This is a genomic window from Kitasatospora sp. NPDC048286, assembly GCF_043201735.1.
Lineage (GTDB): Bacteria > Actinomycetota > Actinomycetes > Streptomycetales > Streptomycetaceae > Kitasatospora.
The window spans coordinates 105,920-125,998 of record NZ_JBICZE010000003.1 but is presented as its reverse complement, the minus strand read 5'-3'; the positions used below and the strand labels follow the sequence as shown (position 1 = coordinate 125,998).

Annotated in this window: 13 protein-coding genes and 1 pseudogene; 6 read left to right on the top strand and 8 right to left on the bottom strand. The window is 73.6% G+C overall.

What is annotated here, in order from left to right; all coding sequences use genetic code 11:
* Positions 1-20: 20 nt before the first annotated feature.
* The 5 genes from ACGF13_RS08380 to ACGF13_RS08360 form a co-directional block, all read right to left on the bottom strand.
* Positions 21-308 carry a hypothetical protein gene (locus ACGF13_RS08380; RefSeq protein ID WP_392870400.1) on the bottom strand — a complete coding sequence of 96 codons (288 nt, stop codon included), beginning with the start codon at positions 306-308 and terminating at the stop codon, positions 21-23.
* A 197-nt stretch (positions 309-505) separates the two neighbouring features.
* Complete coding sequence (locus ACGF13_RS08375; protein WP_392870397.1) at positions 506-1,204, bottom strand: hypothetical protein; 699 nt, start codon at positions 1,202-1,204, stop codon at positions 506-508.
* Entirely contained in the window at positions 1,201-1,860 is a 660-nt protein-coding gene (locus ACGF13_RS08370; RefSeq protein ID WP_392870394.1) for a SigE family RNA polymerase sigma factor, read from the bottom strand. The genes ACGF13_RS08375 and ACGF13_RS08370 overlap by 4 nt, the downstream gene beginning before the upstream one ends.
* 152 nt (positions 1,861-2,012) lie before the next feature.
* Complete coding sequence (locus ACGF13_RS08365) at positions 2,013-3,236, bottom strand: glycosyltransferase (RefSeq protein WP_392870391.1); 1,224 nt, start codon at positions 3,234-3,236, stop codon at positions 2,013-2,015.
* A 32-nt stretch (positions 3,237-3,268) separates the two neighbouring features.
* Positions 3,269-5,683: an ATP-binding protein gene (locus ACGF13_RS08360; RefSeq protein WP_392870388.1), complete on the bottom strand. Its 2,415-nt coding sequence runs from the start codon at positions 5,681-5,683 to the stop codon at positions 3,269-3,271.
* 112 nt (positions 5,684-5,795) lie between these two features.
* On the opposite strand from ACGF13_RS08360, the gene ACGF13_RS08355 reads away from it, so the two are divergent.
* Positions 5,796-6,701, top strand: a complete 906-nt coding sequence (locus ACGF13_RS08355; protein ID WP_392870385.1) for a hypothetical protein — start codon at positions 5,796-5,798, stop codon at positions 6,699-6,701.
* Positions 6,702-6,721: 20 nt separating this feature from the next.
* Here ACGF13_RS08355 and ACGF13_RS08350 read toward each other — a convergent pair whose 3' ends face one another.
* Positions 6,722-7,240 carry a hypothetical protein gene (locus ACGF13_RS08350; RefSeq protein ID WP_392870382.1) on the bottom strand — a complete coding sequence of 173 codons (519 nt, stop codon included), beginning with the start codon at positions 7,238-7,240 and terminating at the stop codon, positions 6,722-6,724.
* 118 nt (positions 7,241-7,358) lie between these two features.
* A complete protein-coding gene (locus ACGF13_RS08345) occupies positions 7,359-11,888 on the bottom strand; it encodes a LamG domain-containing protein (protein ID WP_392870379.1) in 4,530 nt (1,509 codons plus the stop codon).
* A 462-nt stretch (positions 11,889-12,350) separates the two neighbouring features.
* On the opposite strand from ACGF13_RS08345, the pseudogene ACGF13_RS08340 reads away from it, so the two are divergent.
* From ACGF13_RS08340 to ACGF13_RS08330, 3 genes and pseudogenes are all read left to right on the top strand, one after another.
* Positions 12,351-12,635: pseudogene (locus ACGF13_RS08340) on the top strand (SDR family NAD(P)-dependent oxidoreductase); the annotation flags it as partial.
* A gap of 113 nt (positions 12,636-12,748) precedes the next feature.
* On the top strand, positions 12,749-13,495 hold the full coding sequence (locus ACGF13_RS08335; RefSeq protein ID WP_392870376.1) for a hypothetical protein: 747 nt from the start codon (positions 12,749-12,751) through the stop codon (positions 13,493-13,495).
* Positions 13,399-15,000, top strand: coding sequence for a glycine-rich protein (locus ACGF13_RS08330; protein ID WP_392870373.1), 1,602 nt, complete (start codon positions 13,399-13,401; stop codon positions 14,998-15,000). The genes ACGF13_RS08335 and ACGF13_RS08330 overlap by 97 nt, the downstream gene beginning before the upstream one ends.
* A 74-nt stretch (positions 15,001-15,074) precedes the next feature.
* Here the strand turns inward: ACGF13_RS08330 and ACGF13_RS08325 are convergent, their stop codons facing one another.
* A complete protein-coding gene (locus tag ACGF13_RS08325) occupies positions 15,075-15,641 on the bottom strand; it encodes a GNAT family N-acetyltransferase (protein ID WP_392870370.1) in 567 nt (188 codons plus the stop codon).
* Positions 15,642-15,858: 217 nt separating this feature from the next.
* Between ACGF13_RS08325 and ACGF13_RS08320 the strand changes: the two genes are divergently transcribed.
* The gene (locus tag ACGF13_RS08320; protein WP_392870367.1) at positions 15,859-16,803 is read left to right on the top strand and encodes a hypothetical protein; all 945 of its coding nucleotides are present in this window, start codon (positions 15,859-15,861) and stop codon (positions 16,801-16,803) included.
* Positions 16,804-16,921: 118 nt separating this feature from the next.
* Positions 16,922-20,059, top strand: coding sequence for an ATP-binding protein (locus ACGF13_RS08315; RefSeq protein WP_392870364.1), 3,138 nt, complete (start codon positions 16,922-16,924; stop codon positions 20,057-20,059).
* Positions 20,060-20,079: the final 20 nt, after the last annotated feature.

The following is a 20,079-nucleotide window of genomic DNA, read 5'->3' as shown; positions in this document are numbered from 1 at the left end:
CGGCGGGACGACGCTCCGGCCTACCGCGCGGCGAGGCGGCGGCCGAGGTCCTCCAGATAAGGGGCGCCGTAGGCGTCCGTGAGGTCGTCGAGGTCGATCATCGGCGGGATGTCGATGACGGGCTGGCGCTCGACGAGGAAGGCCACCGTCTCGTGGACGATCCTCGTCTCGTCCGCGCCGGTGACCTGCGGCTGGTCGAGGACGCCGTCGGTGACCCGGATCCGGGTCTCGGCCTCGACGACACCCTCACGGACCCGAACCAGGTGCTCGTGGTCGCCCAGGGGCTCGACCTGGATCTCAACTCCCATGGCAGTCTCCGCCTTTCAGTTCCGCGTGTTCCGCGTGTTGCGCGTGTTCCGCTCCGCGAGGCCCTGCGGCCGTTCGGCCGTGAAGCCGTGAGGCCGTGAAGCCGTGGGGCCGTGGGGCCGTGAAGCCGTGGGGTCGCGGCTATGTGGATGCTAACGCCCGGTCGGCGCGGCGACGGTGCGGGCCGCTCGTGCCGGGTTCAGGGCGAGAGCGTCCGGCTCGCCAGCACCGTCCCCTGGGCGTCGTACGCGGCGAGCCTGATGCCCTCGAGTGGGTGCGCCTTCGGATCGTCGGAGGTCTTCCGGCCGGGCCCCCAGACGTAGCCGGTGGCATAGCCCGGGTTGCCGGGGAGCGAGGCGACGGTGGCCCAGTACGACCGGCCGTCCACCTCGACGGCCATCCGGGCCACCTGCCCGGGCCCGTGGTAGACGAGGTTGTACAGGCCCTCCTGGTACTGCGGGGGGTTCCCGTAGTACTGCATGGTGATCTCGGTCGCGCCCCCCGCCCAGGAGTGCCCGCCGCAGCCCGGACCGGTTCCGTACGCGGGGGCGTCGTGGATGCAGATCTCCTGGTCCTTCAGCTGCATCCACCAGTCCTGGCGGCCCAACGGCAGCTGCCTGCCGGGCTCCACCACCACGGCCTCGGGGGCCGGCCCCTCCGGCAGCCGCGGAGCCTGCGAGGCCGGCCCGACGGCCGGGCCCCCGTGCTGCGCGGACAGCACCGTGGCCGTGCCGGCCACCACCGCGAGCGCGGCCACCACCGCCGACGCGCCCATCGCCACCCGGCGCCGCTGGCGGCGCACGTGGACCCGCACGGGCCCGGCGGACCAGTCCGCCACCGCGACCCGGGCCGCCTCGTCCCGCAGAGCGCCGCGCACCATGTCCTCGGTGTCCATCACCTGTTGCCTCCGTTCGTGCCGTCGATCGTCGAGTCGGTGTCCGCCGCGCGCGGTGCGTGCGGGGCGTGCAGGGCCTGCGGGGCGTACGGGGCCAGCGCCGGGTGGGCGCGCAGTTTCGCCAGGCCCCGGCTGGCCTGGCTCTTCACGTTGCCCGGCGAGCAGCCGAGCACGTCGGCGACCTGGCGCTCGCTCATGTCCTCCCAGTAGCGCAGGACGACCACGGCCCGCTGGCGCTGCGGCAGCTCGGCCAGCGCCTGGAGCAGCACCGAGCGCTCCTCGACGTCGCGGTGGCCGCCGCCGCCCGCGGTGGACGCCCGGTCGGGCAGGACGGGCACGAGCAGCTGCCTGACCCGGCGCCGCCGGTGACGGTTCAGGTTGTTGTTCACCAGGGCCCGGTGGACGTAGGCGTCCGGCTCGTCCAGGCGGCTGATCCGGGACCAGTTCCTGAAGACCTTCGCGAACGTCGCCTGCACCACGTCCTCGGCCTCGTGGTGGTCGCCGGTGAGCAGGTAGGCGGTGCGCACCAGCCGCCGCCAGCGTGTGGCGGCGAACGCCTCGAAGTCGGGCTCCCGCGGGCCGGGGCCGTCGGCGGACACCAGTGCCGTGACGGGCCGGGGCCGTTCCTCCGGTGGGACGTGCAATGTGCTCGCGGTCATCCGATTCCTCTTCGCATCCACGCGACGGCCCGACCGGACCGCCGCTCTGCCCTACTCACCCCCGCGCCGCGAAAGGGGTTGCACGGCTCGGTCGGCAAGAACGGGCGGCGATAACGGTCGGCAAGAACGGGCGGCGAGAAAGGGCGGCGGGCTCAGCGGCCGGGGCCGTCGGCGATCCGGTCGACGTGGGAGAGGACGGCGCCGGCGCCGTCCTCGGCCGCCATGAGCCCGGCGACGGCGGCCGCGCGGCGGCGGACCGGCTCGGCCAGGGCGGCCGTGATCGCGGCGGCGAGGCGTTCGGCGGTGAGCTCCGCGAACGGCACGGGCTCCGGGGCGACTCCCAGCCGGTGCAGCCGCGCCGCCCAGAACGGCTGGTCGGCCATGACGGGCACCGGTACGGCCGGGACTCCGGCGCGCAGCGCGGCGCCGGTGGTGCCCGCTCCGGCGTGGTGGACGACGGCGGCCGTGCGGGGGAACAGCCAGTCATGGGGCACGTCGCCGACGGAGAGGACACCGTCACCCGCCGCCCTCAGCCCGGCCCAGCCCGCCTGGACCACCGCGCGCACACCCGCCCGCCGCACCGCCGCCGTCACCAGCTCACCGAGCCGCGCGCCCTCCCCCGGCGCCATGCTGCCGAACCCGATGAACACCGGCGCCGGACCGGCCCTGAGGAAGTCGACCAGTTCGGCCGGAGGCTGCCAGCCGAGCGGCCGGGCGGGCCACCAGAAGCCCGCCACCTCGACCGGGGCCGGCCAGTCCGCCGGGCGCGGCAGCAGCACGGGGCTGTAGCCGTGGACGACCGGACGGGTGTGCCCGAGCGGTTCCGGCGGGGTCGTGCGCGGAAGGCCGAGGCGCTCGCGCAGCCGGGCCACGGCACCCGAGAACAGCCGGTCCGCGCTCCGGAGCCGCTCCTGCCCGGCGGCGAGGTTGCCCTCCGGTCCCAGGTCCCCGCCGCCGGCGGGGCCGGGCAGCGGGAACTCCCTGGTGGCGAAGGCGGGCGTGAGGTACGTGCCGAGGACGGGCACGCCGTGGGCCTCCCCGGCCGTCAGACTGAACGGCGACGGGGCGAAGGCGGTGAGCAGCAGGTCGGCCCCGCCGGCCACGGCGTCCGCCACGCCGTCGGCGAGCCCGTCCACGAACGCGGCCGTCAACGCGCGGGTCTCCGCCGGGGACGTCGCGCGGGCCCTGTCACGGATGAACGCCTCCGGGTCCCCCGGCACCGGCCGGTGTTCCAGGCCGCAGGACTCGACCAGCGTCGCGAAGGTCGGATGGGCGGCCACGGCGACCCGGTGCCCGGCGTCCACCAGGTGTCGGCCCAGGCCGGTGAACGGGGCGACGTCCCCGCGGGAGCCGGTCGTGACGATCAGGATGCGCATGGCGTGATTCTCCACGGCGGGCCGGTGCCCGGTCAGGGCTCGGCGCGTCGGTCCGCCGGTGCCCGTTCCGTGGGCCCTGGCCGCCGCCGGCTCCCGGCGGGTTCGTCGCGCTGCTCGTACGTCCACACCGCCAGCTGGGTGCGCGAGGCGAACCCCAGCTTGTCCAGGATGCGTTCGACGTGGTTCTCCGCGGTGCGCTGCGCGATCGTCAGACGCGCCGCGATGTCCTTGTTGGTGAGGCCTTCGGCGACCAGTTCCGCGATCTGGCTCTCGCGCCGCGTCAGTCCCGGCACCCCGGCCGCGTCCTCCAGGACGTAGGCCATCGCCTCGTCCACGGTGGCGCGCGCTCCGCGGCGGAACTCCCGGTCGAAGGCGGCGGCGGACAGCGCCTCCCGCGCCGCGGCGTCGAAGCGCAGGTGCCGGGCGCGCATGAACGGCGCCGCGCCGAGTCGCCCGCCCAGCGACTCCCACAGCAGGTGCAGCACGCCCAGGAGCCGGGCGGTGCGCCGCGGGTCGTCCCGGGTGCTCCACGCGATGACCTCCACGCACATGGCCACGTCCCACCAGTCCTGGAACGGGCGCAGCCGGGCGATGGCCGCCCTGGCGTGGGTGATCGCGTCGGCGGGCGCGTCGGCGCGCAGGGCCAGCAGGGCGCGGGCGAGCAGGGCCATGCCGCGCAGCCATGACTCGTCGTGCGCGCGGGCGGCCTCCTCGACCTCTCGGCACGCCTCGTCGGCCACGGCGGCCTGGCCTCCGTAGGCGTTCGCGATGGCGAACTTGACCCGACATTCGAGGGCCGCGTCGAGGCAGCCCAGCGCGCGGAACTCGCTGTGCGCCCGCGCGAACAGCTCGGCGGCGCTCGCGAAGTCCTCCCGCCAGACGGCGAGGATCCCGTGGTGGTGCCGCACCCAGGCCGACTCCCGCCGGTGTCCGCCCCGCCTGGCCGCCGCCTCGCAGGCGGCGAGGGCGCGGCGGACCTCGTCCTCCGGGTCGCCCCGCAGGATGCGCAGGTACGTCTCGGTGACCAGGGCCTGGACACGGACGGCGGCGTCCGTCCCCGCGTCGTCGTCACCCTCGTCCTGGGCGCGGTCGGTGGCGAGCAGCTGCGACAGCCAGTGGCACCCCTCGGGCAGCAGGCCCGCGGTGATCCAGTAGTGCCGGGGCGACACGGCCAGGGCCAGACCGGCCCGCGCCTGCCCGGGCCGCTCCAGGCAGAACTCCAGCGCCGCGCGCAGGTTCGGGTGGTCCAGGCGCAACCGTGTGAACCAGTCGACCTGCCGGGGCCCGAACCACTCCCGCCCGGCTCGTGCGGTCAGTTCGGCGTACCGGTCCCGGTGACGGCCGCGCAGCGCGTCCAGCGAACCGGACGCGGCCAGCCGCTCGTGCCCGTACTCCCGTACCGTCTCCAGCATGTGGTAGCGCGAACGCCCGTTCACCTGGCGGCAGTTGACGATCGACCTGGCCACCAGGCCGTCCAGGGTGTCGAGCAGGGCGGCGGGCGGCAGTTCGGCGTCCGCGCAGACCTGTTCGAGGCCCTCCAGGTCGAAGCCGCCGCGGAACACCGAAGCCCGCGCCCAGAGCAGCCGTTCGCGCGCCGTGCACAGGTCGTGACTCCAGTCGATCAGCGCGCGCAAGGTGCGCTGCCGGTCGGTGGCGACGCTACTCCCCCCGGTGAGCAGCGCGAACCGGTCCGTGAGCCGCTCCAGGATCTCCTGCGGCGTCAGGCTCCGGATGCGGGCCGCGGCCAGCTCGATCGCGAAGGGCAGCCCGTCCAGGCGGCGCACGAGCTCGGCGACGGCGGCGGCGTCCGCGCTGGTCAGGGTGAAGCCGGGCAGCACGGCGGCGGCCCGGTCGGTGAACAGCGCGACGGCCGGGTTGCCGCTCAGGACACGCAGGCCGTTGCCCTGGCCGACGCCGGCGTCCGCGTTCGCGTCCGGCACCGGCAACGGCTCGACGGGGAAGACCTGTTCGCCCGCGATGCCGAGCGGCTGTCGGCTGGTCGCCAGGACTCGCAGTCCGGGCGCGTCCCGCAGCAGCGTGTCGGTGAGCCGGGCGCACGCGTCGAGCAGGTGCTCGCAGTTGTCCAGGACCAGCAGGGCCCGCCGCTCGCGCAGCCGGGCGGCGAGGACGGCCGTCGCATCGGCGCCGGGGCGGCCCGGGTTCGCCGCGTCGAGGGTGCCGAGGACGCTCGGTGCGAGCAGCTCCGGGTCCCGCAGGTCGGCGAGTTCGGCGACGTACACGCCGTCGGGGAAGGCGGAGCGCGCCGCGCCCGCCGCCACCCGCAGCGCCAGCCGGGTCTTGCCCACGCCACCGGTTCCGCTGAGCGTGACCAGGCGCGCGCCGGAGAGCAGCCGGGCGATCCGGGCGGTCTCCGCCCGCCGCCCGACCAGCGGCGTCAGTGCGACGTCGACGCCGGCGAACGTCCCGGTGGCTGACCCCGTTTCCATGGGTCGCCATCTTACGGACGCACGGGAATTGAGTAGTTCTCCCGTTGCCCCGCCGCGCGAAGCCGCCCGAGACTCGACAACCGCGGTATCGGGCGATCGAGTGAGGTGTGTGGTGTCGACAGGCACGGCGGCGGGGTCGGAGCGGACCGGGCGGCTGGGGCAGCGGGTGTGGACCTACCAGGGGGTCTACGCACGCAGGCCCCTGAGCGCGTTCTTCGCGCTCCTCATCGCGTTCATCGTGATGTGCACCCTCGTCGGCGAGTACTACGACGAGGAGTCCTCGTTCCGCCTCGTGTTCTGGGCGGTGGTCGTGGCGGGCATGCTGTGCTTCGCCCTGTGCGTGCGGCACGCCCACATCAGGATCCGGGAGTACGAGCACGGCTTCGAGCTGCTCCGGCCGGGGCGGCGCACGCTGCGGTACGCGTGGCAGGAGATCGCGTCCGTCGAGTCGACCCGGGTGTCCGTCCACTTCAACTTCGCGCACTCGCACGACGTGCTCAAGACCGTGATCCGCCCGTACACCGGCGACCGGATCCGGGTCAGGGGCCTGGACTACGTCAAGGTCCGCGAGGAGTGCGGCTTCTGGGGGCTGATCAAGCAGGCCACCCCCGACACCGGCGAACGGTTCGTCACGATCGCGACGCGGGCCGTCGGCGAGGCCCGCGCGCAACGCCTCGTGGACGAGCTCGGCGCGGGCGGCGCGTTCCGCTGGGGCGCCCTGACCTTCACCGCCGAAGGGATGACGCTCGCCCCCTTCGCCGAGCCGGTCGCCTGGTCCCGGATCGCCCTCGTCTCCGCGACCCCGGACAGCAGCGTCCAGCTCGACGTCCAGGGGCTGGCCGCGCACGTCGGCAGCCAGGCCCTGAGGGCGCAAGCGATAAAGAAGGGCTACCGCACCGACGGGGACCAGCTGAGGGTGTTCGTGCCCGTCCGCCGCCCCGGCTCGGACTACCTGGCGCTGAGCATCCTGCTCGCCTACGGCGCCGCCCTGCACGGCGGGACGGACGAAGGACGGTAGGGCGGCGGGGTGGTAGGGCGTCAGCGGCCGAAGCCGTCGTCCGGGGTGCCGGGCGCCGGCGGGTGGCAGAGGTGGCCGGATTCGGTGGCATGGACGCTGTAGAGCAGTTGGTCGTCGGCCGTGAAGGTGAAGGCGACACTCACTCCGGGGAGTTCGGCGGCCTGGGTGGCGAAGGCGAACTCGCGGTCCGAGCGGTGCAGTTCCCGCCATTCGAGGCCGGCTCCGGCGAACGCGTCGGCCAGCCGGTCGAATCGGACGCCGGTCGGAAAGGTGCGGAATTCCCCCGGTGCGCCGGCCGGAATCCGGACCGATTCGTACCAGGTGCGCAGCGAAAGGCGGTTGACGATCCGGCACTGGCAGGATTCGAAGGTGACGTCGCCGTACCCGAACCAGTGCGGCCAGCGTCGCCTCTGGTTGATCCGGCCGGATTTCTCGAACGGACCGAGCCGTTCGACGATGTCGGCCAGACCATCCAGCGGTCTGATTCCGCCGAGCCTCGCGGCCGATCCGAATTCCGTCAACACCCGGAGAAATTCCATGTGTTCATGATGGCACAGCGAAGTGTCGGGAGAAATCGAATGCGGTGCGGCCTGCCCCGGAGGGAAGACCGCACCGCACCCTGATCAGCAGATCCCGATCAGCACGATCACCGCACCGCTAGCCCATCCGCTCCAGCGCGTCGATCAGGAACTTCAGTTCCAGCGCACGGTTGGTGGAGCAGCTCCAACCCCCGCCCCAGGTGCCGGGCTGATTGCCCGGGGTGTTGAAGATGCGCATGGCGTCCCTCGCCACCGACTTGATCTCCTCCCGCAGCGACTTGTCGGACTTGATGATGTCGATCACCGCGTCGATCTCCGCCTGGGTGGCGTCGCGCGGCGCGGGCCGCCCGACGATGCCCCGGATGCTGCCCTTCTCGTCGGGGCGCAGGGCCACCTCGGCGCCGTTCAGCAGGTTGATGTGCGAACCCTTGGCGCAGAAGTCGTCGTGCAGCACCGCTGCCCGCTTGATGCCGCAGAACCTCTTCTTCCCCGCGGCGAGCCGCAGGCTGCCGGCCGACGCGCCCTCGGGACGGAGGAATGCGGCGGAGACCGCACCCGAGGCGCCCTCGGCGGCCAGCTCCAGCACGCACTCCCCGTCGGCGGCCTTCCTGGCGTCCTCGATCACCTTGCGCAGGCGGTCGATGGCCCGCTTGGCCGCCACCGACTCCTCGAAGAACTTCCCGATGCCCTCGCCGATCCGGATGACCGCCTTGCTGACGGCCGGGAGTTTGCCGACCACGACCACCAGGCTCGCCACGTTGAGCGCCGTCCACAGGCAGCCCTCGACGTCCCCCTCGGTGAAGCACTTCTTGGCGTCGGTGACCCCGAGCACGTCGAGCAGGATCTCCCCGCCGTTCTCCTTCACCCAGTCGAGGACGTCCTTGGCGGCGTCCGCCTTGGCCTTGCGGAACTCGTCGACGCAGCTCTGACCGCACTGGGCCAGCAGCAGCTGCTCGTCGTTCGCGCTGAGGTCCGGGCCGGTGTCGGCCGGACCGGCCGTCACCTGGGCGGCCCGGGCCGCCTGCGCCGCCTGCTCGTCCTTGCGCTGCTGCTCCTCGGCCCGCTGGGCCGACTGGTCGGCCTGCTGGGCGGCGCCCTGGGCGTTGGCCGCGGCCTTCTCGGCCTCGGTCGCCGCCTTGTCCGCCTGCTCGGCGGTGGCACGGGCCCTGGCCGCGTCGGCCTCCGCCGCGGTCGCGCTGCTGCGCGCGGTGGCGGCGTCCTGCTCGGCCGCCGTGGCCGCGGCCCGGGCGGCGCCGGCCTCGTTCGCGGCGTCGGTCGAGGCGGCCGCCGCGGCGAACGCGTCGACGTGGGCCTGCTCGTCGTACTTCGCGGTGTTGGTCTCGGCGACCTTCGCCGCCGCGGCCTCGTTCGCCGCCTGGGCGGCCGAGGCGCGCGCCTGCTGCAGCGAGGCGAGCGCCCTGGTGGTGTCGGCCGCCGCGTTCGCGCTGGCCTGGGCGGCCGCCTTGGCGTCGCTGCCGGCCTTGGCCGCCAGCGCGGCCGCCGTGGCGGCGGCCTTCGCCGCCTCGTCCGCGCGGGCCCGGGCGGCGTCGTTCTGCTGCTGGGCCAGGGTCTTGCCGCTCTGGCCGACCAGTACGGCCAGCGCGGCCGCGGAGTCGGTCTCCCGGTACGGCGTGCCGAGCGCGATCGCCTGGTTCCCGGCCGTGATCGCCGCGGCCGCGGTGTCCCTGGCGGCGAGCGCGGAGAGCGAGGCCGCGTGGGCCCGGCCGGCGGCGCGGGCGCTGTCGGCGGCGGCCTGGGCTGCCTGCAACTGGGCCGCCTTCTGCGCCAGTTCGGCCTTGAGGGCGGCGGCAGCGGCCACCTTCACCTGCTCGGCCGCGTTCTTGACGTTCTGTGCGGCCTGCTCGGAGGCGGCGATCGCGTCCGCCGCCGCGGCGTGCGCGGTGGAGGCGGCCGCGCTGGTGATGGCGACGTCGGCCTGGGCCGCGTCCGAGGCGGCCTGGGCCCGCTGGGCCGCGCCGGTCGCCTCGGTGGCCGCCGCCCGGGCGGCGATGGCGCTGCGGCCGGCCGCGTCGGCCGCGGCCCTGGCACCACCGGCCGCGGTCGTGGCCTCGGCGGCGGCGGCCTTGGCCTGGTCCGCCGCCTGTCGGCTCTCCTTGGCGTCGGCGCTGCCGGCGGCCGCGTCGGCGGCAGCCTCCAGGGCCTTCTGCCGGGCGGTGGCGGCGTCCTTGCGGGCCTCCGCCGCCGCGGCCGCGTCCCGGGCGAGGTAGGCCTGCGCCTCGGCCGTCTTCGCGGCGCTCTCCTTGTCCGACGCGGTCTTCCCGGCGCTCTCGGCGGCGCTCAGCGCGGCGGCCGCGGCGGCCCGCTTCTTGGTCGCTTCCGCCTCGGCGGCGGCCGCCTTGGCCCGCTCGCCGTCGGCCTTCTGCCGCGCGGTGGCCGCGTTGGCGCGCTCCTGCTCGGCGACGGCCCGCTTGGCGTGCGCGTCGTCGGCGGCCGCCTTGGCGTCCCGCTCGGCCTGCTGCGCCTGCTCCCGGTCCGCCTTGGCCCGGGCGGCGGCCTGGGCCGCCTGGTCGGCCTGGGCGGCCGCGGCGGCGGCGGCGGCCTTGGCCTGGTCCGCGGCCTCCTGGGCGACGGCGCGCTGGAACTCGGCCTGGGTGGCGTGGGTCTGGGTGTCGGCCAGGGCGTAGAGCGCACCGCTGTCGGCCTGGCCGGCGGCGACCGCGTTCAGGGTGGTCTCGACCGCCTTGGACGCCGTCTGCGCGGCCGCCGCCGACGCCTTGGTGACCTGCGCCGACTGCAGCGCGTGGGTCAGTCCGCGACCGTACGGGGTGCCGCCGGACTCGGCGATCTTCCCGGCCTCGGACTGTGCGGCGGTCGCCCGGTCGGCCTGCGCCTTGGCGGAGGCCGCGGCCTGTCGGGCGATCGCCAGCTGGGCGTTGACCGCGTTCCGGGCGTTCGCCATCGCCGCGGTGGCGTTGGCGAAGGTCTGCGGCTTCGGGTAGTTGGGGTCGTTCGACGGCTTGCCCTGCCAGTACTTCTGGAAGACCAGCATCCGGCTGACGATGAACGCCTGGCCCTGGGCCTCCACCATCGCGCTGGTGGCGGTCCGCAGGTTCTGGTAGGCCGTCAGGTCGGCGGAGACGATGTCGCCGCGCTGCTTGGCCTGGTCGCCCAGCTCGGCCTGCCACTCGGCGCTGGCGGTGGCCACCACCTCGTTCAGGATGTGCTGGGGGTCGAGCGGGTCGCTCGCGTCGCAGCCGGCCCACTGGGCCTTGAGGTCCTCGACCTCGGTGCGGAACTCCACCGAGTCCTTCGCCGGGGCGACCGTGGGCAGACCGCCGAGCCGGATGAACCGGGCGATCTGGTAGGCCGACAGGCGCTTGAGGACGTCCTCGTTGACGAAGAACCCGTACCAGCTCGGCCCGCCGCCGTTACCGGCCGCCGCCCGGCGCTCCTGGTAGATCGCGATCGCCCGGTCCAGGGCGGCCTGGGAGGGCTTCGGCGGGCCCGTCGGGTCGACGAGCTTGCCGTCGCCCAGGAAGGCCCAGATCGGAGCGCCGTAGCCGGGCTTGTTCAGGAAGGACATGTAGTCGGGGCCGGAGACCGCGAACGGCTTGGTGATGTCCGTCCAGGCCCCCTCGCGGGCCAGCTCGGCGTCCTGGATCGCGCGCTGGTCGCGCTGGTCGTCCACCGCGGCGGCCGTGATCGGACCGTACCCCCACCCGCTGACCGCCGCGGCGCGGACATCGGCGCCCGTGCCGGCCAGGGCCTTGGAGGTCAGTGCCTTGACCTTGGGTCCGCCCGCGTGCAGCGCGAAGGCCAGCGAGCAGCGGTCGTCGCGGACCACGCTGTCGGCGATCGCCACGTTCGACGCCTCGACGTCCGACAGCGCGCGCTGCCAGATCCGGACGTCGGCGATCCGCCCGGGGAGGTGGTCGCCCGGCTGGCCGGCCCACATCCCGCGGCCGATGTTCAGCTCGCCGGTGGCCTTCCAGGTGGCGGTGTGCGGGGTGGTGGCGACCTTGACGCCGTTGACGAACAGCCGGATCACGCCGGCCGCGGCGTCGTACTCGCCGGTGAGGTGGGTCCAGCCGCTCTTCTCGGTCAGCGCGACGGTGCCGTCCGCGGTGTCCCAGCCGATGTTCTCCGAGTCGCCCCGCGGCATGCCGAACAGCGGCTTGCCGTCCGGATTCACCTTCAGGTAGAAGCCGGAGACCCGGCTGCCGCCCTCGGTGACCACCGCGTACGAGGCGTCCGGCTTCTTGTCGAGCTGCACCCAGGCGGAGACCGTGAAGGACTGGTCGGTCGGCACGGTGAGCGGGACGGAGTCGTACTGGTTGGTGCCGTCCAGCCGGAGCGAGCGGACGGTGTGGCCGGGGATCCCCCAGATGACCTCGTTGTCGGTCCCGGGTCCGGCGTGCGCGCCGTTGTGGTGGACGGCGCGCGGGCCGCCGTCGATGAGGTTCGGCGCGGTCTTCTCGTCGCTCCACTCGTAGTCGTAGTGGGCGACCTCGCCGTTGACCGCGAAGGCGGGCGCCGCGGGCACGTCGGCCGGGGCGGCGGAGCGGACGGGCGCCGCGTGCGCCGCGGAGGTCACCAGGGACATCGCCGTGGCTATCGCGGTGACGCCCAGGACCCTGGCCACGGCGCGGCGCGCCCGGCGTGAGCGGATCGGTAATCTGGTCTGCATGGGAGTGGCTGTTCTCCTGATGGTGGCCGCAAGATGAGCCGCCCGGTGTCCGGGCGGGAGCACCAGGAGCGCGCGCTGCCTCGGGGCGGCGCGATCGTGCGGGCCGACGACCGGTCAGCTCACGGGCCGCGCACGGCCCTTGCTGATCCGTCGCCCGCACCGCACCGTTCGCTTCGTCCGCGTCGGTTCGCGCGTGAGTGGTCGATCGCCGGCCGACGCGTCGACGCACGCGGGCAGGCCGAAACGCCTGCCGCGTGGTCCCCCCCGGTTCCTGCGGTTCTTCCCCCCGGAAGCCGGCCGCCCCGCCGGTGAGGGCCGAGGGTGGCTCGGCCATCCCGCAACTGATGACCGCTGAGATCGTTCCACTCGCATACGACGCATCGATACCGCCGATCGACGGGGCGCCGCCCCCGTCGATCGGCGGGGCCCGAACGGCCGCCGCCACCAGCGCCCGACGCCATGTGCAGCGGCCTGGCCTCGCTGACCATGGCCGGCAAGCAGTACCCGGGAGCCGCCTACCCCACCTCCAAGACCGCGGTCAACATGCTCACCGTCCAGTTCGCCAAGGCCTTCCCGCAGATGCGGATCAACGCCGTGGAACCCGGCCACACCGCGACCGACCTGAACCACCACCAGGGCACCCAGACCGTCGAACAGGGCGCCGAGATCATCGTCCGGATGGCACAGACAGGACCGGACGGCCCGACCGGCGGCTACTTCGGCGCGGCGGGCCCCCTGCCCTGGTAGCCCTCCGCCAGCGCCCACCGGCTCCCCACCTCGCCCTTTGACTTCGCACACGCCGTGCCACCAGCATGGCCGCGACCACCGGGGAGGGGCCTGTGACGGAACGCACCGTCCGAATGTCGAAGCGCGGACGACGGAACCGCCTGACCGCCGTAGCGGCCGTAGCCGTTCTCGGTGGCGGCTTCGCGATCAACACCTGGCTGGACCGGGGCCCGGAGACCGAGGTCCACGAAGGCCCCGTGGCCGGCTACCCGCTGCTGGTCGGCTCCGACGGCCACACCCTGACGCTCAACATCGGCTGGAGCTGCGAGAAGCAACCCGAGCTCGTGGCCCGCGAGACCGCCGGCGCGGTGAAACTCTCCCTGCGGCACACGGTCGACCCGAGGGGCTGCGACCTGGGCGGCCTCGGACAGATCACAGCCCACCTGAACGAACCGCTCGGAACCAGGGCCCTGAACGACACCACCGGCAAGCCCGCCGTGCACTTCGACGAACGCGACCTCCGGCGGCCCGCGTTCCTGCCGGAGAACTACTACCCCTACCCCGCGGGCAGGATGGTCCACCTGCCCGGCCTGGCTCCGCTCCCGACCGACATCCCGGCCTGGGCCAGCGGATACCGGCTGGGAACCGAGCCTGAACAGGGGTCCCTGATCATCAGCCAGACCCTCCGGAACAGCACACCGCCGGCCGGCCGGGCCGCCGTCGTCAAGGGCCACCCCGCGACCATCACGCCACCGGACTCCAACGGCGCGCCCCGTTCGGTGACATGGTCCGACGGGACGTACACCTTCGTCGTCACCACCGGCGCCCCTCCACGCCTCTCGGACGAGGAGCTCGTCCACGTCGCGGAGAGCCTGGGGTAGGGCCCCGGCCGCAGAGCAGCTCTCGGTGTTCCGGCGGCCGCCGATCCGCCTTGCCGGGTTGTCGACCTCGACGTCGATCGCACACCGCCGGGGTGAATCGACGGTGTGTCAGATCGGCTGCGGGCCTGGGCTCGAACTGTCTGATCCACAGTGTCGGAGGGCAGGCACCCCCCTGCCGAAAGATCCCCTCCTTCCCCCTTCCGGGAGCAGATCGTGAAGTTCTCACCGCCGGCCGCCGCCGGTCAGCCCAACGCGACGGCAAGCAGGCCCCGTACCGGTTCGGCCGTTCGCGGCTGGCCCGCGCTGGCCGCCGCGGCCGGCATGCTCTGTGTCGCCGGCATCGCCCCGGTGGCACTGTCCGGGACCGCCCACGCGCAGGGCTCCTGCACGGTCTCGGGCCCCACCACCACCTGTACCTTCGCCTTCACCGGCGGCGAGCAGACGTTCACCGTCCGGCCGGCGTCACCCAGGTCGACGTCACGGCGATCGGCGCGGCCGGCGGCCTGGAGGGTGTCAACAACACGCCCGGCGGCCGTGGCGCGCAGGTTGCGGGCACGCTCACCGGACTGTCCGCGGGTCAGACCCTCTACGTCGAGGTCGGCGGCACCCCCACGCTCGACACCTCCGCCTGCTACGTGTTCTCGCCGTGCCTCGGCGGCTTCAACGGCGGTGGCACGACCCGCTTCGGCGGCGGCGGAGGCGGGGCCTCCGACGTCCGCACCCAGCCCCGCACCACTCCGCTCACCACCACCGACTCCCGCCTCGTCGTGGCCGCGGGCGGCGGTGGAGCCGGCGAGGTCTTCAGCTCCTCGTGCCCGGGAAGCCAGGGCGGGGACGCCGGCCAGCCGGGCGCGAACGGAACGTGCAACGGGGGAATGGGCGGCGGGGCGGGCACGGCCACCCAGGGCGGGGCCGGCGGCCTGGCCACCGGCGGTACGGACGGCGCGCCCGGCACGCTCGGCAACGGCGGCAACGGCGGCAACGGCGGCGCCGGCACGGGCGGAGCGGGCGGCGGGGGCCTCTACGGTGGTGGCGGCGGCGCCAGCCTCAACGGCCTGACCTCTCCGTTCGGGAGCGCGGGTGGTGGCGGCGGCGGGTCGTCCCTCGTCCCCTCCGGCGGCAGCGGCCCCACGGTGACCAGCACCGCCGCGGGCGTCACCATCAGCTACACCACTCCGGGCAAGCCGGTGAACACGCACCTGATCCCGCTGCCCCAGAACTCCCGGCTCGGCCGGCCGGTGGTCCTCGACGACCTGGTCTGCCCGGCCGACCGGGGCGCCACGACCCCGCCCACCGGCACCGTGACGTTCACCGACACCACGACCGGCACCACCCTGGGCACGGCCCGCCTGGTCCTCAACCTCGGGAACTGCGCCGCCGCGGGGCGCGTCGTCTTCTTCCGGACCACCGGCGCGCACGTCATCACGGCCGTCTACAGCGGTGACACGATCTACCAGGGCAACAGCGGGAACCCCGAGACCACCACGGTGACGGTGACCCCCTGAGGACGCCGCGGGAGCGTCGGTTCCGGCCCGGGCCGGAACCGACGCTCCCGCGCGAGGCGCCTCTCAACCACCGCTCAGGCCCGCTCGGCCTTCCACTCCCGGGCGAGCGTCGCGTAGACGTACTCGCTGCCCCAGCGCCCGCCGTCGAGGTCGTTCTCGACGAGGTGCGCCTCCCTGCGCATGCCGAGGCGCTCACAGACCCGCATCGACCCGGTGTTGAGCACGTCGAGGCGGGCGAAGAGCCGGTGGGCATCCAGCTCGGCGAAGGCCAGCGCGGCCACCGCGCGCGCCGCCTCGGTCGCGTAACCCCGGCCGGCGTAGGCCGGGTTGAAGGTCCAGCCGATCTCGACCTGGCGGGCCGACGCGCTCGCGAGCTTCAGCACGATCTCGCCGACGACCTTCGCCTCGCCGACCGGGCAGACGGCGGCCACCAGGTCGTGGCCGTCCTCGGACCACGCGGTGCCGGCCGCCCGCCGCGTCAGGCTCTGCGCGCACTGTTCACGGGTGAGCGGCGGCCGGTAGAGGTAGCGGGCGACCTCGGGCAGGCTCTGGAAGGCGTGCAGGTCGTCGAGGTCATCCGGCGTGAACGGACGCAGCAGGAGCCGTTCGGTGCTGACGGGCAGCAGCGAGAGCACGGTCATCGATCGTTTCCTCCCCGAGAAATGCCCGCAGCCTAACCGGCCGGACCGCGAAGCCCCCACCGAATAACGGCCGCCGGGCCGCCGTGGTCCGCCACCGTCCGCCGTGGTCCGCCGTGGTCCGCCGGACCTGAGTACACGTACTCAGGCCATCCCCGCGGCCGTGCGACAGAATCGGCCGCTGGAACGAGATCGCGGAGGGGACGGAGCGAGCGTGGGCATGCCCTGGGGGACGTCGCGGCGGATCGACGGGATCGCCTGGTGGCGGGCGGTCGTGGGATCCCGGACGGCCAGGTCGGCGCTGGTGGGGGCCGGGCTCGGCGCGGTGGCGCTCCTGCTCACCGCACTGCCGTGGCAGCGCCTCCTCCCGTGCGATCCGCAGCAGGGGTGGAGCTGCCTGGGGTGGGCACTGCTGCTCGCCCCGGTGGCGGCCCTCCTCGTCTTCCTGGCGAGTTGGCTGGCGCTGCGACTGGCGGGCGTCCGGCCGGCCTGGCGGGTGGCCGCCGCGGCCGTCGTCCTCTGCTGGCTGCAGTTCGAGCTCGAGGCCCGGGCCGGGGCCTGGAGCCTGCCGGACGGAGTGCTGCCACTCGCCGACGCGGTGCTGTTCGCGACAGCGGCCGCCCTGACCGCGCCCGGGCCGCTTCTGCGGTGGCCCCGGGTCGTGCTGCTGGTCGTCCTCGCCCTGCTCTGGCCGCTCTCGGCACTGGTCGGGGGCCACCGCGCGGACGACCGCGCCCGGAACGAACTCACCGACGTGGGCGTCCCGTTGTACGCACCCGATGTCACCGGCTACCGCATGCGGCCGCCGCTGACCAGCAAGCCCGGCTCGTGGTTCGGCTTCCTCCTGCTGCCCGACCGGCAGGGCGTCGACCCCGACGACCTGAACCGCTGGGCCATCCGGGTGACCGTGGAGCCCGTGCCGCCCGCCTTCAGGCCACCCGTCTGCGATGCGACGAGCCTCGGCAGCACGGTCAGAGCCGAAGGCTGCGAACAGGTCGCGCCGGGCACCTGGCGCAGGGCCAATCCCTATGTCGTCTTCTACTTCGTCCGCCGCGACGACTACCTGATCGTCATGTCGGCGGACGGAAAGGAGAACACCGAAGCCGATCTGCGCAAGCTGGCGTCGACACTGTCCGTCCGAACCCCCGACTACTTCCTCCGCTGAACCACCCACGCTCCCGGTGGTCCTCCGGGGCCGGTACGAGCCGCTGTTCACCCGTACGACAGCCGCCTGCCCCGTCCACCTAAGCTGTCCCCACGCGGTGACCGGGGAGGGACAGCGGGTGGATCGGTACAACGTCACGAACACCATCGACGGGGGGACCCAGAAGACGGTCATCCAGGTCGGCCAGGTCGGCTCGATGACGGTCCAGACAGCCCCAGCCCCGGCCGGCACCGCCCCGTCGAGCGACCCGTGGGTCCGCGCCGTCCTGGACTCCGGAATCTGGGCCCACGCGGCGCAGCGCGACACCGAGCCCCACCGACGACACGCCGCCCGGCTGGCCGAACGACTGGCCGCCGTCCGGGACGGCGCCGAGCAGCACACCGCCGGGGACCCGTGGGCCGACCCCGGGTTCGCCACGCGATTCGCGGACCGCGTGGAGTGGCTGCTCGGTGAGCCCGACGGCGCGCTCGACCTCTACCCGGCCGAGGCCGGGCTGCTCGTCCTGCTGCCCTACCTCTACCAGACCCACCAACTCCTGCTCACGACCTCCCGACTCGAGGCCGACCCCACCGACCTGCGGCCGCGGCGCGGAGCGACCGGATGGCGGGCCGGCTACCAGTCCTTCCTGGCCGGCCACGACCTGCTGGTGAACCGGGCCGAACTGCGCCCGCAGGCAGCGTCGGCGACCGGCTGGTGGCTGTACCGCCACTGGCTCGCGCAGGACGACAAGGGCATGGCGGCCCTGGCCGCCCTCGAAGCCGAACTCACCGCGGACAGCGGTCCGTTGACCGAGGCGGTGGGCATCCGGCGCCTCGCCAGAATCCTCGCCGGCCTACGGATCGGCGCCGACATCTGCAACCCCGAGCACCTCGGCCGGCTGGAGGCCGACGAACTCCTGCCCGGCCCCGGCCGCCAGCGCATCCGCGAACGGCGGACCGGCCTGCTGCTGGCCGTCGCGTACGGCGCAGCGATCGAACCCGCCGTGCTCCCCGACACGGTGGTCGAGCACATCGGGGTCCCGAACCCGGTCGACCTCGACGGGCTGCGGCGGACCCTGGCCACGACGGCGTGGGGCGGCTCCCCCGAGCTGCCGGTCCTCAAGGCGGTCTGCGAGCACGAGGCCGTCGTGGAGGCCCTACGCGAGCACGCGGCGCGCCTGGACGGGCTGCTCCTCGCCGTCGGGCGCGCCGTGCCCGACCGGATCGCCCAGCCCATGCCACCCCTGCCCGCGCGGATCTCCGCCGACGGCGTCGTCCCGGCGGAGGGGACCTTCACCAGCGGCGCACGGTTCCGACTCGACGACCGCCGGGTACGCGGCCTGCTGACCGGCACCCAGCTCTACAAGGACCGCGACCTCGCCGTACGCGAGCTGTACCAGAACGCCCTCGACGCCTGCCGCTACCGAAAGGCCAGAACCCAGTACCTGGAGCGCTCCGGCCGGCCCTTCCACCCGTACGAGGGCCGGATCGACTTCGTCCAGGGCGTCGACGAGGACGGCCGCGAGTACCTGGAGTGCACCGACGACGGCATCGGCATGGGCGAGGCGGAGCTGCGCGGCGTGTTCTCCAACGCCGGCGCCCGCTTCGCCGAGCAGCCCGACTTCCTGCTGGAGCAGGCGCAGTGGGAACGCGTCGAACCCCCGGTACGGCTCCACCCCAACAGCCGGTTCGGAATCGGCGTCCTGTCGTACTTCATGCTCGCGGACGAGATCCGGGTGGAGTCCTGCCGCATGGGGCTCGACGGCATGCCAGGACCACTGGTCGAGGCACACATCCTCGGGCCCAACCACCTGTTCCGGATCGCCGAGAAGGAGGAACGCGCCAGCAGGCCCGGCACCCGGGTGCGGCTCTACCTGCGAGAGCGGCGCCGCTCCTGGTCCGGGCTGGACGCCCTGGCCAAGGTGCTGTGCATCGCCGAGTTCCCGACGGCGGCGCAGCACGGCGGGCGGAGAAGGGAGTGGGAACCGGGGGTGTTCAAGCCGTGGGGTGCCGGACCGACGGGCGACGTACCGCACGACCACCTGGTGGAGTGGACCGACAGCCCCGAGGGCACGCAGGTGTTCTGGTACAAGGAGGGCGGCCAACTGCTGGTGGACGGCCTTCAGATCGAACCGCACGAGCGCATCGGGGTTCTGTCGAGCTGCCGGGGCATCGTGGTGAACCTGAGCGGGGACTACGCCCCAAGACAGCTCAGCACTGATCGCCTCACGGTGCTCGAGGACGTGTCATCCCGTGTCGAAGAACTGCTCGCGGGCGCGGCACCTGCCCTGGTGATGAGCGGAGTGAAGTTCTTCACCCCGAGGTGGATGCGGGAAGTCGCCGAGAGCAGCCCGCGGACGGCGGACCTGGTGGCGGAGGCGGCCTACGAGTCAGGAGCCGGCTTCGGTGAGCACAGGCGACCAACGGCTCTCGCCGTGGCCGGTTGGTTCCCGCTGGACCAGGCGATCCATGAAGGTCTCCTGACAGCCAACAGCCGCACGCCACGATCAACAGACGCGGCTTTCCATTCGCTTCCGGACCACATCCTGCTCTGGCGGACGCTGGCCCACGGAAGCACGGACCTGCTGCGTCAGCTCGTCAAACTGGTACCAGAGTTGGCCGAGCCGCGCCAGGTGGCCAGGGCTTGGCCGTCGGACATGGAGGTGCTCACCGGAAGCCGGGGTTTCGGTCACACCAGACGGTCGGACGTGTTCACCGCCGCTCGTCGGCTCGGCTGTGGTCCGGCCGGTCTTGCGGAACGGCGACGGCTCTTCGGAGTGGACGACCTTGTTGTCCCTGAGGCTGCCGGCTCTGACGACTGGGACGGTTCGGGAACACACTGGATCGACGGCCGCCACGGCGGTCGCCGCTCGTTCAAAACGATCGGTGACCTGCTGGAGGTCGGCACGACGCTCGGAGTGAGCGCGGCACAAGCGGCGGCGCGGCTACGAACGCACGGCATCGCCGTCGTCCCCGAGGACCTGCCGGAAGGCGCCCCTGACGAGGTGGACCTCCAACTGCTCTACCACGACGGTGAGATCGGCGAATACAGACAGATCTGGGACAGGAAGCCCGTACCACCCGGCCACGTGGCCCAGGCCGCTCTACGGACCGGACTGAGCCCACTGGAGGTACGGCGTCGACTCGAACGCTATGGCCTGACAGTAGAACCATTTGAGTTTCCCGAGCGACCGGACCAGGCGTATGTCAACTGGCTAAGCCGGGACCATGACGGGATGTGGCCGTGGGCGAGTGCCGACGGGCCCCTTCCCCCCTAGCAGCTGATGTCCGCTCAGGA